We start from the raw sequence: 14,474 nt of genomic DNA on the forward strand, positions 1-14,474 counted from the left end.
CCGTAAAATGTCCGAACCCGATCGACCGACCGCCCCGCGCCTCTTCCCCGATGATGCCGCGATCGTACGGATCGGGGAGGGGCTGCTAGCACATACCTTGCCGCGCGCCGACTGGACGCACGAGGCGCACCTTGCCGCGACGACATGGCTGCTGCGGAATCGGCCCGATATCGACGTGGACCGCGACGTCGCCACGATCATTTCGACCTACAATGAATCCGTCGGCGGCGTGAATGGCGACATGGGCGGCTATCACGACACGATCACCCGCGCCTTCGTCGCCGGTATCCGCGCGCATCTTGCTCGGCGCGATAGCAGCGAACCGACCGCCGCCTGCGTCAACGCGCTGCTCGAATCTCCGGCCGGGCAGCGTGACTGGCCGCTGCGCTTTTACAGCCGCGAATTGCTCTTCTCGGTCGCGGCGCGACGTGGCTTCGTGCCGCCCGACCTCGCGCCCTTTCCGGTGCCGTGCTAGCATCGCCGCGCGTGTTCACCGCAAAGGGGATAAGACGATGGGATTGCTCGACGGACTGCTCGCTCAAGTCACTGAAAATGTCGACGTAAAGAACCTCGCCGCCAAGGTTGGCCTGACCCCGGAACAAATCGAATCGGCGGTGGCAGCCCTTGCCCAGGCGCATACCGCGCCGACCGACACCGTCTCGACCGCAGCCGCCAGTACCGGTCTGTCGGCGGAAACATTGCAGCAGATCATCGCGCACATCGGCGGCGAAGGCGCGCTCGGCAATTTCGCCTCGCTGCTGGGACAGCAGGGCGGCATACTCGGCCAGCTCGGCGGGCTTGCCGAAGGCTTTTTCGGCAAGAAGTAAGCACGCCAAGGGGCGCGTCAGGCGGGTTCGACCTGCAGGACGCCCCCAGTCGCGCCGACGATCCGCACGCTCGTGCCGACCCCGGCATCCGGCCCGGTCGCGTTCCAAGCACCGTCGCCGACTTTTACTCGGCCTTCGCCACCCACGATCGCGTCGCACACTTCTACGCGCTTACCAATCAGCCGAGCAGCGCGGTCGTTGAGGTGGGGGGCGCTCGACGACTGATCGCTCCCACGATACCAGCGCCATCCGATCGCGACCGCGCCGCCGGTTAGAACGGCGAATATCAGCGCCTGCAGCAGGATTGGTACTCCCGGCACGATGAGCGCGAACACCCCGGTCAACGCCGCCGCCACGCCGAGAAAAATCAGGAAAAACCCTGGCAGCACCATCTCGGCCATGAGTAACACGAGCGCCGCGGCCAGCCATAGCGCGCCGATACTCCAGGCGATTCCGAACGCGCTCATTGCGTGCCACCCCCCTCGAACGGCCCACGCGGACGCGTCGGCGCGGGCGGGGTAGGGGCAGGACCGTCGCGAAACGCTTCCTTTGCCAATTCGCTAATCCCGCCCAGCGTCCCCATCAATTGCGTCGCCTCGACCGGGAACAGGATCGTCTTGGCGTTGGGCGATGTCGCGAACAGGCCGATCGCCTCGACATACTTCTGCGCGATGAAATAGTTGATCGCCTGCACGCTGCCGCCGCTGATCGCGTCGGACACCACCTTGGTCGCTTGGGCCTCGGCCTCGGCCGAGCGCTCGCGCGCCTCCGCATCGCGGAAGGCGGCTTCACGGCGGCCCTCGGCCTCAAGGATCTGCGCCTGTTTCAGCCCTTCCGCGCGGTTGATCTCATTTTGCCGCGCGGCCTCGGATTCGAGGATCGTCGCCCGCTTTTCGCGCTCCGCCTTCATTTGCCGCGTCATTGCGTTGACGATGTCGGCGGGCGGGCGGATGTCCTTCAATTCGACGCGGGTGACCTTGACGCCCCATGCCTCGGTCGCATTGTCGATCACGGCGAGCAATCGGCCGTTGATTTCGTCGCGCTTCGACAGCAATTCGTCGAGGTCCATCGATCCCATCACGGTGCGCAAATTGGTCGTGGTGAGCTGCATGATCGCCAGATACAGATCGCTCACCTCATATGCCGCCTTGGCCGCATCGAGCACCTGGAAGAACACCACCCCGTCGACCGCGACCATCGCATTGTCCTTGGTGATGATCTCCTGCCCCGGAATGTCGAGCACTTGCTCCATCATGTTCACCTTGCGCCCGATCTGGTCGAACAAGGGCACGATGAAGGTCAGCCCCGGCTGCGCCACGGCGGTAAACTTCCCAAATCTTTCAATGGTATACTGATATCCCTGCCGCACCACCTTCATGCCGAGTGCGAGATAGAGCAGGACAAGCAGGACGAGCAGACCGGCGAGAATAAAGCCCATGGAAACAAAGTCCTCGAACTGCCACCGCAGGGATGCGGCGCTCGCTTCATATTTAGCAGATCGGTTACGGTGTCATAGCAAAATGCGACACGCAACCGCGCACCAAGCCCACCCCCTAGCGCCACCGGGGAGCGGCGGTTACATGGACCGCCACGACTCGCTCCCCAGCAGGACACGGCACCCATGGACATTCGCCTCGGCCTCACATTCGACGATGTCCTGCTTGTCCCGGCGGAAAGCGACATCGTACCGAGCCAGACAAACACCGCGACGCGCGTAACGCGCGGGATTTCGCTCGACATTCCGATCCTTTCCTCGGCCATGGACACCGTGACCGAGGCCGACATGGCGATCGTGATGGCGCAATTGGGCGGCATCGGTGTGCTGCATCGCAATCTCGAGATCGACGAACAGGTCGCCGCCGTCCGCGCGGTAAAGCGCTTCGAAAGCGGCATGGTCGTCAACCCGATCACGATCGCCCCCTCCGCCACGCTCGCCGAGGCGCAGGCGTTGATGCTGCGCAACCGGATCAGCGGGATTCCGGTGGTCGAGGCCGATGGCAAATTGGTCGGGATCCTCACCAATCGCGACGTGCGCTTCGCCGAAAACCCGCATCAGCCGGTGTCGGAACTGATGACGCACGAGAATCTGGCGACAGTCTCGGCCGGGGTCGGGAAGGAGGAGGCGCGGCGCTTGCTTCATCAGCGCAGGATCGAAAAGCTGATCGTTGTCGACGAGGCCTATCGCTGCGTCGGCCTGATCACCGTAAAGGACATCGAAAAGGCGGTCACCTACCCCAATGCGACCAAGGATGGTGCTGGCCGCCTGCGCGTGGCGGCCGCGACCACGGTCGGCGACAAGGGCTTTGCGCGGACCGAGGCGCTGGTCGATGCCGAGCTCGATCTGGTCGTGATCGACACCGCGCACGGCCACAATAAGGACGTCGCGCGCGCCGTCGAGCGGGCGAAGAAGCTCAGCAATTCGGTGCAGGTCATCGCCGGCAATGTCGCCACGGCGGAGGCAACGCGCGCGTTGATCGACGCGGGTGCGGACGGGATCAAGGTCGGGATCGGGCCGGGGTCGATCTGTACGACGCGGGTGGTTGCGGGCGTCGGCGTGCCCCAGCTTACTGCCGTGATGGACTGTGCCGAGGTCGGGCAGAAGCACGGCGTGCCGGTCATCGCCGATGGGGGGCTGCGCACTTCGGGCGATCTTGCCAAGGCGCTCGCGGCGGGGGCGTCGGCGTGCATGATCGGTTCGCTGCTCGCCGGGACCGAGGAAGCACCGGGGGAAACCTTCCTGTTCCAGGGCCGCGCGTACAAATCGTATCGCGGCATGGGCTCGGTCGGCGCGATGGGCCGCGGGTCGGCGGATCGTTATTTTCAGGGCGATATCAAGGATCAGATGAAGCTGGTGCCCGAGGGGATCGAAGGACAGGTCGCCTTCAAGGGGCCAGCGCGCGACGTGATCCATCAGCTCGTCGGCGGCATCCGCGCGGCGATGGGCTATACCGGCTCGGCCACGCTGCAGGATCTGCAGGCACGTGCCCGCTTCGTCCAGATTACCGGTGCAGGGCTCAAGGAAAGCCACGTCCACGACGTCGATATCACGCGCGAAGCGCCGAACTATCCTACGCGATAATTCTCTCTCTCCCCGTCAGGGGAGCGGGGCAGTTACAGGCGCCAACTTCCGCTACTACCCCTCTCCCCGACCCTTTCCCTTTACGGGAGAGGGGGAAAGAACACGATGACCCCATCCGCTAGAACCCAGGCCGCGATCGAACTGCTCGATCAGATCATCGATGCTGCGCGCGATTCGGGCGCCGCCGCCGATACGTTGATCGCACGCTATTTCGCCACGCGCCGCTATGCCGGGTCGAAGGACCGCCGGGCGGTGCGCGAGCTCGTCTACGCGGCGATCCGCGCGGTGGGCGAGCGTCCCGCCTCGGGCCGCAGCGCCATGCTGGCGGTTGCCGCCACCGACCCTGAACTCGCCGCTACGTTCGACGGCGTCGGCCATGGTCCCGCGCCGATCGGAACCAAGGAAACCGCAGCCGCCACCGGAATCGCGCCGCGCTGGATCGTTGATCGGCTGTACGCCTCCGATCTGGACGAGGCCGAATGCGCTGCGTTGATCGATCGCGCGTCGCTCGATGTGCGGATCAACCGCGTGATTGACGAGCCGATCGAGATCGAGGGCGCCGAACCCATCCCCGGCCTGCCCGACGGGCTTCGCCTGCCGACTGGCACCAATGTCGAGAACCTGCCCGCCTATAATCACGGCGCGATCGAAGTGCAGGACGCCGGCAGCCAGATCGTCACGCTCGCCGCCAAGGCCCAGCGCGGCCAGCGGATCGTCGATCTGTGTGCGGGCGCAGGCGGCAAGACGCTCGCGCTGGCGGCGGTGATGGAGGGGCAGGGCGTCGTGCTGGCTACCGATACCGATCGCAATCGCCTGTCGCGGCTCGCCCCACGCGCCGAGCGGGCGCGCGCCGGGATCATCGAGAGCCGCTTGATCAATCCTGGCCGCGAGCTCGAAATGCTCGACGATTGGACCGGCAGTGCCGATTGCGTGCTGATCGACGCGCCCTGTTCAGGCACTGGGACTTGGCGGCGCAACCCGGAGGCGCGCTGGCGGCTTACCCCCGACCGGATCGAACGGCTGGTCGAAACCCAGCGCAAGGTACTCGAAGTCGGCGCGGCGCTGGTCAAACCAGGCGGGGCATTGGTCTATATCGTCTGCTCACTGCTGGACGAAGAGGGCGCGGGGCAGGTTGCCGCCTTTCTCTCCGCCAATCCGGGCTGGCGTGCGCAGGCCCCGAATCTGCCTGCGGGACGCACCCACGGCCCCGGCATCCGCCTGACCCCTGCGCATGACGCAACAGACGGCTTTTTTGTCGCGCGATTGCAACACGCGTGATAGCCTCATACCCGTGTCGAAACTGGAGTATCTCATGCGCTATACGTCTGTTGCCGTCGCTGCCGCGCTGACGCTGCTGACCGTCGGCACCGCGGTGCAGGGCCAGCGCGGCGATCCGGCGGTCGATGCGCGCTCGCTCGCGTTGCTGGCCAAGGGCAAGACGTTGCAGGCGGCGGGTAATCTCGACGCGGCGACCGATGTGCTGGAGACGGCAGTTACGGTCGATCCGCGCAACCGTGATGCGTTCGTGACGCTGGCGGAAGTCGCGCAAAGCCGCAGCTTGCCTGGCAAGGCGATCCGCCTGTACCGCGAGGCGCTGTCGCTCGATCCCAACGATGTCGCGGCCCTGCGCGGGCAGGGCGAGGCGCTGGTCGCCAAGGGCGCCGTGTCGCGCGCCAAGGATAATCTCGCGCGGATCAGAACCGTGTGCGGAAAGCGCGCTTGTCCGGAGGTCGCGGCCCTGTCGGCATCGATCGCCAAGGGGCCGCCGATCATCACCGCTTCGGCGGCGATCCCGACGACGGTACCAAAGAAGGACTAACCGAGCGCGCGGGCGAGGGTGACGAACTCCGCCACGCTGACGGTTTCGGCCCGCCGGGTCGGGTCTATCCCGACGCGCTCCAGGGCATCCAACGCGCCGTTCACGCCCTTCAGGCTTTGCCGCAACATCTTGCGGCGCTGGCCGAAGGCGGCGGCGGTCAGCCGTTCCAGCGTGGCAAACCGCACATCTTTAGGAGCCTCGATCGGAACGATGTGCACCACCGCCGACATCACCTTGGGCGGCGGCGTGAAAGCAGAGCGGTGCACCGGCATCGCCAGCGTGGCGCGCGACCGCCACTGCGCGAGCACCGCCAGCCGCCCGTACGCCTCACCATCGGTTGGGGCGACAATCCGCTCGGCGACCTCACGTTGAAACATCAGCGTCAGGCTTTGCCACCACGGCACCCACTCGGCCGACAGCCAGCGCACCAGCAGCGCGGTGCCGATGTTGTAGGGCAGGTTGGAGGCAATATGCGGCTTGCCCTCAAACAAGGGCGCGGCGTCGATTTCGAGCGCATCGCCCTCGATCACCTTCAGCTTGCCGGGGAAGGCCTCGCCCAGTTCGGCCAGCGCCGGGATGCAGCGCCGGTCGCGCTCAATTGCGGTAACCCGCGCACCGGCGGCGAGCAGCGCGCGCGTCAGGCCGCCCGGACCCGGCCCGATTTCGAGCACTTCGGCATCGTTCAGGTTGCCGGGGATGCGTGCGATCCGGGCGAGCAATTGCGCATCGAGCAGGAAATTCTGGCCCAGCGCCTTGCTGGCGTTCAACCCATAGCGCGCGATCACGTCGCGCAACGGGGGCAGATCCGGCGTGGCCGCGGCTGGCGGTGTGCTCACGCGTCGTCCGCGGCGGCACGGCGTTCGGCCGCTTCACCCGCCATGCGGATCGCGGCGATCATCGCGCCCGGTTCTGCGACGTTCTTGCCCGCGATGTTGAAGGCGGTGCCGTGATCGGGCGAGGTTCGTACGATTGGCAGGCCGAGCGTGATGTTGACCCCGTCATCGAAATACAGCGTCTTCAGCGGCACCAGGGCCTGATCGTGATAGCAGCACAAGGCCGCGTCGTACGTTACCCGTGCGCGCGCGTGAAACATCGTGTCGGCGGCGAACGGCCCGCTCGCGTCGATGCCTTCCGCCCGCAGTTGCGCGACGGCAGGCGCGATCACGTCGATTTCCTCGCGCCCAATCGCGCCGCTTTCCCCCGCATGGGGGTTGAAACCCGCAAAGGCGATGCGCGGATTGAGAATCCCGAAATTGCGCATCAACCCGCGTGCCGTCGCGCGGCCCTTGGCCACGAGCAAGTCGATCGACAACAACCCGCTCACGGCGGCGAGCGGCACATGCGTGGTGATGGGTACGACGCGCAGATCTGGCCCGGCGAGCATCATCACTGCATTCTCACCGGCAATGCCGCAGCGTTCGGCCACGAACTCGGTCTGTCCGGGGTAACTGAAGCCGATCTGATAGAGTTGTACCTTGGACACCGGCCCGGTGACCAGCGCGCGCGCAGCCCCCGACCGGGCAAGTCCCGCCGCCAGTTCCAGCGCGCGCAGCGCACAGCGCGCGCCTTCGACATCGGGTGATCCGGGGACGATCTCACCGCCATCCTCCACGGTCAGAATGGGGAGCGCAGCCTCGAATACGGCCGTGGCCATTTCGGGATGCGTGATCGCCGCTACTGGACCGTCCCACACCGCGCTGATCGCGCGCGCGTCCCCCGTTGCGAAGAAGGGCGGCAAGCCCGCCTCCGCGCGCCGCGCCCAGGCCTTGGCGATGATCTCCGGGCCGATCCCGGCCGGATCCCCCATCGATATGGCGAGCGGCGCGCGCATCGGGCGATCAGCGATATTCGACGATCGCGTCACGCCGCAAATCGCGCAACAACTGGTTTGCGCGCAAATTGGTCCGCTGGCTTTCCATCTGGCCGCGCATCTGTTCCAAGCCCGGCAGATTTCCACCGCGCGCCTCGTCGCGGCCACACAAAACGAGCGTGCGAATGCCGTCCTTGACCGATCCGAATGGCGGGCTGGCTTCGCCAACCTGCAATTTCAGCATGATATCGCGCAGCGCGCCCGGCAGTTGCCGGATCTGGACCGAGGCATTGTCGACCACTTCCGCGCCGAGCGACGACGCCACCTTGGCAACCTCACCGCAACCGCGAATTGCCTGGGTCGCCTTGGAAAAATCGGCGACGCGAATATCGGCCTGCGCCTGGCTGATCCCGTCGGGGAAACGTACGCTGACTTGCTTCAGCGTCAGCGTCGCATCGAGCGGATCGGCCACGCCGATCTTGCGCGTTTCAACCAGATAAATGATCGAGAAACCGCCGGGTACCTCGATCGGCCCGGCGAGATGTTCGGGCGTCATCGACTTGATCGCCTCGACCAGCGACGGCGGCAATTGCGCCAATTGGGTTTCGCTCAGCCAGTCGAGATCCCCCTCGGTCGCGGCAGTCGTCGCAGCGGAAAAGCCGCGCGCATAATAGCCGAACGTGTCTTCGCCCTTCTCGCGCTTCTGGATCGACTCGATCATCTGCTTGCCTTGATTGAAGACCTCCTGCGCGCGGTCGGCATCGGCCTTCAGATAGATTTCGCGGACGTGATATTCGGTCGTGCCCTGCGCATCGGTCAGCTTCTTGATGATCGCCTTCACTTCCTCATCGCCGACATTCACGTCGACCTTGCGGCGCAGATATTTGTTCCAGGAAAGCTCGGCCTCGATCTGACGCTTAAGCGAGCGTTCCGAGGAGCCGATCGTGCGCAGATAGGTGCGCATCTCGGCCGGGGTCCTGCCGAAATTGCGCGCGACGATCGAGTCGTAGGTCTTGGTGATTTCCTCAGGCGCGATCTTAACCTCCGCCGTCCTGGCCTGCTGGATCTCCAGCGTCTCGTCGATCAGCTGGCGCGTGATGAGCAGCTTGTACTGCGCCATCTCGGTCGGGTTGAGTTTCAGGTCGCGCGCCGCGACCAGCAGTGCCACCCGCTGATCGACATCGGTTCCCGTGATCACCGCGCCGTTGACGAGCGCGGTCGGCTTGCGGACGTTAGGGTCGACCTTGCCAAACACCTGCGGGTTTGATGGAAGGTCGAGATTGTTCTTGGGCACAGCGTTATCGGGAACGCTCTGCGCGATCGAGGCTCCGGTCAGCGACACCAAGGCGGCAAGTGCCACACCAAGGCCGAGCGCACGACCGACACGGGCCGTCTTTGCAATTTCAGTCTTCACGTACTTTAGTCCCATCCCGCAAGGCCATCACTACGGCCGACCCGGCCCAGTGCGGCACTCCGCCTGAACCTGTGCTTAGCGGCCAAGATTTTTGAATGCCAGCGTCAACAGATAGCTGTTGCCGCTGCGCGCGTCGCCAGTGTCCTGATAATCGCGCCGCCACGTGACGCCAAGGCGGAGACAATCGTCCTCATATTGCACGCCGAGCCGGTGCCGTACGGGGTCGAAACCATCGGCGAGCATCAACGGATCTTCGCGGCGATCGGTCAGATCGATCACAGTCGACCCGAACACCGACCAGAATTTGCTGAAGGCCACACGCGCGCCGAGGCGGACTTCCTCGCGATCCTGCAGATCCTCCAAGGTGGGATCGATCTTGCGGTTCAGCCGGAGGTATCCGACCACGACATAGCTCTGGCGCGAGCCAATCGTCGCATCGAGCTCGTTGCGGCGCAGCACCAGACTGTCCTTGTCGAGCCGGTAGCGGTGCACGACTGACACGAAATCATGGTAGCGAAGCTCGGTACGGCCGACGATGTCCGACATCCGCCGCGACAGGCCGGTGCCGTCCGGGAACAGCGTTGCGCGCGTGTTGATGCGGTAACTCTGGCCGACGTTGGTGGTGAAGGCGAACCCGGGCAAATCGACCGACCAGTCGAGCCCGTAGGTGAAGCGCGTCGAATCCTCAAACCGATCATAGCCCGGGAAGCGATTGAGCGAGAATAGGTTCGAATCCTCAAGATCGACCGCGCGCGCATCCTCGTTTGGGACGGCAAGGTTGGTCGTCTGCGGTGCCGCGACGATCTGGAAGCGCGGGGTCAGCCGCTGCGTGCCGCCCAGGAAGGAGCCGATCAGCGGCCATTTCACGTCGACCGCCACGGCGCCGATCGCGCGGGCACTGATGCCTTCATTGCCGCGATAGCTCGCCACCGTCGTCGCAAGCGTGTCGTTGGCGTTGTACACGTCACCGCGCGCGAAGGCGGTGAAAGTGACTTCCTGCCCCCATGGCGTCAGCTTGCGCAGATCCCATTTCGCGCTGGCAAACGCACGCTGCGTATCCTGTCCCGCCGGGCGTGAGATGGCGAGGCTGTTGGCCTGGAACTCGAACGTTCCGCCGAGCAGACCGTCCTTCATGCGCTTGCGGAAATCAATCTCGGGCAGGGCGATCGGCTGCAACCCCTGGCGATCGCCGACGCGCAGCGTTTGGACGTACCAGCCGGTGATCGCGAAATAGCTGTCGCGGTCGATCCGCTCGAGGCTGGCGGTGGTGCGCAACCGGTCATCGGTCGAGATGTCGTAGCGGCGCAGGAAGGTGCGATCGGTGACCAGACGGACCGAGGCGGTCGCGCTCCAGTTCGGGCTAAGCTGAAAGCGACCTACGCCGTCGAGGTAGCCGCGGAAGAAATTGGGCGTCCCCGGCGGGGTAGGCGTCAGCAGATCTCCGCTGCGCGGGCTGGCCGTCGCATAGCCGGCAATCTTGTAAGACCCGAGGGTGTTGAGCGCGCTATATTCGGCCTGCAGCATCGGCAGGACGGCACTGTAGATCCGCGGCGTGATCGTCAGGCCACGATTGGGCGCGAGCGCGAAATGATAGGGCTGGGCGAATTCGAAGCCGTTGACGCGGCCATAGCGAAAGTCGGGGCTGAGCAAGCCGTTGTTATTGTCCCCGCCGATCGGATTGGACAGGGCTGGCAGCGGCAGCGTGGGCAAGCCGAACAGATTGATCCGAGCGCCTTTGTAGTAAATCCGGCCGCGTTCCGGGCGATAGATCACGCGCACGGCGGTGATCTTCCACGACGGTTCCTTCGCACAGCCGTCCGATCCGGTCACTGCGCACGGCGTGTAGGCGGCGTCCTCCAGCACGACGGTTTCGTTGAGCGAGCGCGTGCCCTTGCGCGCCGCCAGCCGCCCGCCGCGTTCCAGCACGAGCAGCATGTTCTCGACCACACCGTCCTTCAGCGCATCGCTCAGCTCGATCGAATCGCCATAGGCCGTGTCGCCGCCGGGATTGACGATCGCGATATTGCCGGTCGCGACGACCTTGCCGGTCTTGCGGTTCCACACGAGTTTGTCGGCGCGCAGCCGATCGCCGCTCCGAAACATGCGGACGTCGCCGGTCGCGGTGACGATCTCGTCCTCCAGATCATATTGCAGGTTGCCGGCAGTGAATTGCACCTGATCATCACGCGCGCTCGGCGCGGCCGATGGCGGCGGGGGCGGCGTGGTGCGCGTTTGCAGGTCCTGCGCCGACGCCTGAGTGGCGATCAGCACGAGCGGCGATACGGCCGTGGCAAGAAGGAAAGCACGTATCACGTCGGAACAATACCCTGGCGCAAAAAGGCCCGGAACACTTGCCCGATGCCGCTGGTTGTCCTGCCCTATCGCATCGCTGCCCGCATGCTGCAATCGTGCTGCGCCAAAATGCGTTCCGCGCTCGCTTTGGCAGCGTCGCACTTTGCCAGCACGGCCTCGGCATCCTACATAGCCACGACTCATCCCTGTTTTGTCGTAACCGAGGCTTCTCCATGCACATCGAACTTTCCAGCGGCGCACCCGCGCCGAGCGCCGCCATCGTCTTTCTTGTGGAGAAGGACGCGCTGGCGGGGCTGGAAACTGGTCTGATCGACGCGGCCGCGCTTGATCTCGTGAAGGCGGCCGCGCGCGCCAGCCGGTTCGAGGGCGAGACGGCGGGCGTGGTCGAAACCTTTGTCGCCGAAACGACAGGTGTTCGTCGCGTGTTGTTGATTGGTGTCGGAGCCGCCAGTGACGGTGATTTCGAGCGTGCTGGCGGCGCACTGACCGCGCGGTTACTTACTTCGGGCGTCGAAGGCGTGAGCGTCGATTTCGCGAGCGCCGCCGCGACGCCGAAGGCCGCCGCGCGCTTTGCGGCTGCGGCCGCGCAGCGCGGCTGGCGGCATGACATCTACCGTACGAAAATGTCCGAAAAGGCCAAGCCGACGCTGAAGACGGTTGTGCTGCACGGGACGCCCGACGGCACCGATGCCGAATGGAGCAAGCAAAAGGCGCTGACCGAGGGGCTCGAACTCACCCGCACGCTCGTGGCCGAGCCGCCGAATGTGATCTATCCTGAAACCTTCGTCGCGAAGGTACTGGCCGAAGTCGAAGGGCTCGGTCTCGAAGTGACCGTGCTCGGTGAAGCCGAAATGCGCGAACTGGGCATGGGCTCCCTGCTCGGCGTATCGCAGGGCTCGGCCAAGGAAGCGCAACTGCTCGCGCTGAAGTGGAGCGGGGCCGGGGCGGGTGATCCCGATCTCGCGCTTGTCGGCAAGGGCGTTACCTTCGACACCGGCGGCATTTCGCTGAAGCCTGGCCCCGGCATGGAAGACATGAAGTGGGACATGGGCGGTGCCGGTGCCGTGGTCGGCGCGATGAAGGCGCTGGCGCTGCGCAAGGCGAAGGCCAACGTCATCGGCGTGTGCGGCCTGGTCGAGAACATGCCCGATGGCGACGCGATCCGCCCGGGCGACATCCTCACCTCGATGTCGGGCCAGACGATCGAAGTGCTTAACACCGATGCCGAAGGGCGGCTGGTGCTGTGCGACGCGATTACGTGGGTGCAGCGGACGCATCGGCCCAAGACGATCATCGATCTTGCGACGCTGACCGGTGCGATCATCATCAGCCTGGGCAATGAACATGCCGGGTGCTTCGCGAATGACGATGCGTTGGCCGATCAACTGCTTGCGGCGGGCAAGGCTTCGGGCGACCATTTGTGGCGCTTCCCGCTTTCGGACGCGTATAACAAGCTGATCGACAGCCCGATCGCCGACATGAAGAACGTCGGCCCGCGCGGTGGCGGATCGATCACCGCGGCGCAATTCATCCAGCGCTTCGTCGACAGCGGCGTGAAGTGGGCGCATCTCGATATCGCGGGCATGGTGTGGGCCGACAAGCCTGGTGCGACCTATGACAAGGGTGCGACTGGGTTCGGCGTGCGGCTGCTCGACCGGTTCGTCGCGGATAACTTCGAGGCGTAGTGGATATCCCCCTTCCGCGTGCGGGAGGGGTTAGGGGAGGGGCTGTCGCGCGATGCAAGTCGATTTCTATCACCTGACTTCGCAACCGCTCGACCGCGTCCTTCCCCGCATCGCCGAACGCGTGGTGGAGGGCGGCGGTCGGTTGATCGTCGTCGCGGAGAGCGAAGAACAGCGCAGCGCGATCGACCGGTTGCTCTGGACCTACGCGCCCGAAAGCTTCCTGCCGCACGCGATTGCCGGCGGGGAAGCGGACGCCCAACAGCCGATCCTGATCGCCGCCGACCCCGCCCCGGCCAACGCCGCGCGCAACATTGCGCTTGCCGACGGGGTGTGGCGCGACGAGGCGCTGACCTTCGATCGCGCCTTCCACTTTTTCGACGGCGAGCGCATCGCCGAGGCGCGCATTGCGTGGAAAGCGCTGGCGGATCGCGACGGAATCGAGCGCCGTTACTGGAAGCAGAACGACGCCGGTCGCTGGGAACAGGCGGCCTGAGGCCCAATCCCAAGGCTTGCATCGGCGCCGCCCCCCGATTAGGGAGCCGCGACTTCCCCCAATGTTTACACAGGAGCTTCACGGTCATGGCCGCGAACCGTACGTTTTCGATCATCAAGCCCGACGCGACGCGTCGCAACCTGACGGGTGCCGTCGTCAAGATGCTTGAGGAAGCCGGCCTCCGCGTCGTCGCCTCGAAGCGCATCCACATGACGCGCGATCAGGCTGAGGGCTTCTACGCCGTCCACAAGGAACGCCCGTTCTTCGGTGAACTGGTCGAGTTCATGATCTCCGGCCCGGTCGTCGTGCAGGTTCTCGAAGGCGAGAATGCGATGCAGCGCAACCGCGACATCATGGGCGCGACCAACCCGGCGAATGCAGAGCCCGGCACGATCCGCAAGGAACTGGCCGAATCGATCGAAGCCAACACCGTCCACGGTTCGGACAGCGACGAGAATGCGGCGATCGAAATCGCCTATTTCTTCAAGCCCGAAGAAATCGTTGGCTGATCCGGTCTGGCGGTTGCGCAGCGCGGGGGCGGCGGATGCCGATGCCCTCGCGCTCGTCGCATCCGCCACGTTCCTGGAAACCTATGCCGGGTCGCTCGACGGCGCGGACATGGTGGCGCATTGCCTCGCCAACAATACACGCGAGAAATTCGCGGCGTGGGCCAGCGATCCGCTGAGCGCGGTCACGCTGGCCGAGGCGCTGCCCGGCCATGCGCCGCTTGGCTACAGCGTCCTGACGGCGGTCGATTTACCGATCGCGCCGCGTGATGGCGATATCGAGCTTCGGCGCATCTACGCCATGGGGCGGTTGCATGGGACTGGCGCTGGCGCCGCGCTGATGGCGCAGGCGCTGACGGATGCCGCACGCCTTGGCAAAGACCGCGTCGTGCTCGGCGTGTGGGGCGAAAACCACCGCGCGCATCGCTTCTACGAACGCCAGGGCTTTACGGTGATCGGCACGCGCGAATTCAAGGTCGGCAGTGTCGTGCACGACGATCTGGTCTATGCGCGCAGCGTATAACCGAT

The 14,474-nt window shown here is 65.2% G+C and carries 15 protein-coding genes; 9 read left to right on the forward strand and 6 right to left on the reverse strand.

Annotated features, from left to right (window positions below; all coding sequences use genetic code 11):
* Nucleotides 1-7: 7 nt before the first annotated feature.
* Entirely contained in the window at nucleotides 8-475 is a 468-nt protein-coding gene (locus tag HMP06_RS05040) for a hypothetical protein (protein ID WP_176496118.1), read from the forward strand.
* Nucleotides 476-512: 37 nt separating this feature from the next.
* A complete protein-coding gene (locus HMP06_RS05045) occupies nucleotides 513-827 on the forward strand; it encodes a hypothetical protein (RefSeq protein ID WP_176496119.1) in 315 nt (104 codons plus the stop codon).
* Between the two features lie 17 nt (nucleotides 828-844).
* Here HMP06_RS05045 and HMP06_RS05050 read toward each other — a convergent pair whose 3' ends face one another.
* Nucleotides 845-1,294, reverse strand: a complete 450-nt coding sequence (locus tag HMP06_RS05050) for an NfeD family protein (protein WP_176496120.1) — start codon at nucleotides 1,292-1,294, stop codon at nucleotides 845-847.
* Nucleotides 1,291-2,265: an SPFH domain-containing protein gene (locus HMP06_RS05055; RefSeq protein WP_176496121.1), complete on the reverse strand. Its 975-nt coding sequence runs from the start codon at nucleotides 2,263-2,265 to the stop codon at nucleotides 1,291-1,293. Before HMP06_RS05055 ends, HMP06_RS05050 begins: the two co-directional genes overlap by 4 nt.
* A 183-nt stretch (nucleotides 2,266-2,448) precedes the next feature.
* On the opposite strand from HMP06_RS05055, the gene guaB reads away from it, so the two are divergent.
* From guaB to HMP06_RS05070, 3 genes are all read left to right on the forward strand, one after another.
* A complete protein-coding gene (guaB, locus tag HMP06_RS05060; RefSeq protein WP_176496122.1) occupies nucleotides 2,449-3,906 on the forward strand; it encodes an IMP dehydrogenase in 1,458 nt (485 codons plus the stop codon).
* A 105-nt stretch (nucleotides 3,907-4,011) separates the two neighbouring features.
* Nucleotides 4,012-5,184, forward strand: a complete 1,173-nt coding sequence (locus HMP06_RS05065) for an RsmB/NOP family class I SAM-dependent RNA methyltransferase (RefSeq protein ID WP_176496123.1) — start codon at nucleotides 4,012-4,014, stop codon at nucleotides 5,182-5,184.
* Between the two features lie 34 nt (nucleotides 5,185-5,218).
* The gene (locus HMP06_RS05070) at nucleotides 5,219-5,725 is read left to right on the forward strand and encodes a tetratricopeptide repeat protein (protein ID WP_176496124.1); all 507 of its coding nucleotides are present in this window, start codon (nucleotides 5,219-5,221) and stop codon (nucleotides 5,723-5,725) included.
* Here HMP06_RS05070 and rsmA read toward each other — a convergent pair.
* From rsmA to HMP06_RS05090, 4 genes are read right to left on the reverse strand one after another with little or no spacing between them, the layout of a single operon-like run.
* Nucleotides 5,722-6,561 carry a 16S rRNA (adenine(1518)-N(6)/adenine(1519)-N(6))-dimethyltransferase RsmA gene (gene rsmA, locus HMP06_RS05075; protein WP_176496125.1) on the reverse strand — a complete coding sequence of 280 codons (840 nt, stop codon included), beginning with the start codon at nucleotides 6,559-6,561 and terminating at the stop codon, nucleotides 5,722-5,724. The two genes, HMP06_RS05070 and rsmA, sit on opposite strands and share 4 nt — an antisense overlap.
* Complete coding sequence (gene pdxA / locus HMP06_RS05080) at nucleotides 6,558-7,556, reverse strand: 4-hydroxythreonine-4-phosphate dehydrogenase PdxA (RefSeq protein WP_176498365.1); 999 nt, start codon at nucleotides 7,554-7,556, stop codon at nucleotides 6,558-6,560. Before pdxA ends, rsmA begins: the two co-directional genes overlap by 4 nt.
* Nucleotides 7,557-7,563: 7 nt before the next feature.
* Nucleotides 7,564-8,964, reverse strand: coding sequence for a peptidylprolyl isomerase (locus HMP06_RS05085; protein WP_176496126.1), 1,401 nt, complete (start codon nucleotides 8,962-8,964; stop codon nucleotides 7,564-7,566).
* A gap of 60 nt (nucleotides 8,965-9,024) precedes the next feature.
* A complete protein-coding gene (locus HMP06_RS05090; protein ID WP_176496127.1) occupies nucleotides 9,025-11,262 on the reverse strand; it encodes an LPS-assembly protein LptD in 2,238 nt (745 codons plus the stop codon).
* 212 nt (nucleotides 11,263-11,474) lie between these two features.
* Here HMP06_RS05090 and HMP06_RS05095 point away from each other — a divergent pair, with 212 nt between their 5' ends.
* The 4 genes from HMP06_RS05095 (at nucleotide 11,475) to HMP06_RS05110 (ending at nucleotide 14,469) form a co-directional block, all read left to right on the forward strand.
* On the forward strand, nucleotides 11,475-12,947 hold the full coding sequence (locus HMP06_RS05095; protein ID WP_176496128.1) for a leucyl aminopeptidase: 1,473 nt from the start codon (nucleotides 11,475-11,477) through the stop codon (nucleotides 12,945-12,947).
* A 52-nt stretch (nucleotides 12,948-12,999) separates the two neighbouring features.
* Nucleotides 13,000-13,440 (forward strand): DNA polymerase III subunit chi, encoded by a 441-nt coding sequence (locus HMP06_RS05100; protein ID WP_176496129.1) that lies wholly within the window; start codon nucleotides 13,000-13,002, stop codon nucleotides 13,438-13,440.
* Nucleotides 13,441-13,526: 86 nt separating this feature from the next.
* Nucleotides 13,527-13,949 (forward strand): nucleoside-diphosphate kinase, encoded by a 423-nt coding sequence (ndk, locus tag HMP06_RS05105; protein ID WP_176496130.1) that lies wholly within the window; start codon nucleotides 13,527-13,529, stop codon nucleotides 13,947-13,949.
* Entirely contained in the window at nucleotides 13,942-14,469 is a 528-nt protein-coding gene (locus HMP06_RS05110) for a GNAT family N-acetyltransferase (RefSeq protein WP_176496131.1), read from the forward strand. The genes ndk and HMP06_RS05110 overlap by 8 nt, the downstream gene beginning before the upstream one ends.
* The last annotated feature ends 5 nt before the right edge of the window (nucleotides 14,470-14,474 follow it).

The sequence above is a fragment of the Sphingomonas sp. HMP6 genome (assembly GCF_013374095.1).
Taxonomy (GTDB): Bacteria; Pseudomonadota; Alphaproteobacteria; order Sphingomonadales; family Sphingomonadaceae; genus Sphingomonas.

Coding starts and splice junctions, on each gene's coding strand:
- HMP06_RS05040 (WP_176496118.1), top strand. CDS start 8: ATGTCCGAACCCGATCGACCGACCGCCCCGCGCCTCTTCCCCGATGAT.
- HMP06_RS05045 (WP_176496119.1), top strand. CDS start 513: ATGGGATTGCTCGACGGACTGCTCGCTCAAGTCACTGAAAATGTCGAC.
- HMP06_RS05050 (WP_176496120.1), bottom strand. CDS start 1,294: ATGAGCGCGTTCGGAATCGCCTGGAGTATCGGCGCGCTATGGCTGGCC.
- HMP06_RS05055 (WP_176496121.1), bottom strand. CDS start 2,265: ATGGGCTTTATTCTCGCCGGTCTGCTCGTCCTGCTTGTCCTGCTCTAT.
- guaB (WP_176496122.1), top strand. CDS start 2,449: ATGGACATTCGCCTCGGCCTCACATTCGACGATGTCCTGCTTGTCCCG.
- HMP06_RS05065 (WP_176496123.1), top strand. CDS start 4,012: ATGACCCCATCCGCTAGAACCCAGGCCGCGATCGAACTGCTCGATCAG.
- HMP06_RS05070 (WP_176496124.1), top strand. CDS start 5,219: ATGCGCTATACGTCTGTTGCCGTCGCTGCCGCGCTGACGCTGCTGACC.
- pdxA (WP_176498365.1), bottom strand. CDS start 7,556: ATGCGCGCGCCGCTCGCCATATCGATGGGGGATCCGGCCGGGATCGGC.
- HMP06_RS05085 (WP_176496126.1), bottom strand. CDS start 8,964: ATGGGACTAAAGTACGTGAAGACTGAAATTGCAAAGACGGCCCGTGTC.
- HMP06_RS05095 (WP_176496128.1), top strand. CDS start 11,475: ATGCACATCGAACTTTCCAGCGGCGCACCCGCGCCGAGCGCCGCCATC.
- HMP06_RS05100 (WP_176496129.1), top strand. CDS start 13,000: ATGCAAGTCGATTTCTATCACCTGACTTCGCAACCGCTCGACCGCGTC.
- ndk (WP_176496130.1), top strand. CDS start 13,527: ATGGCCGCGAACCGTACGTTTTCGATCATCAAGCCCGACGCGACGCGT.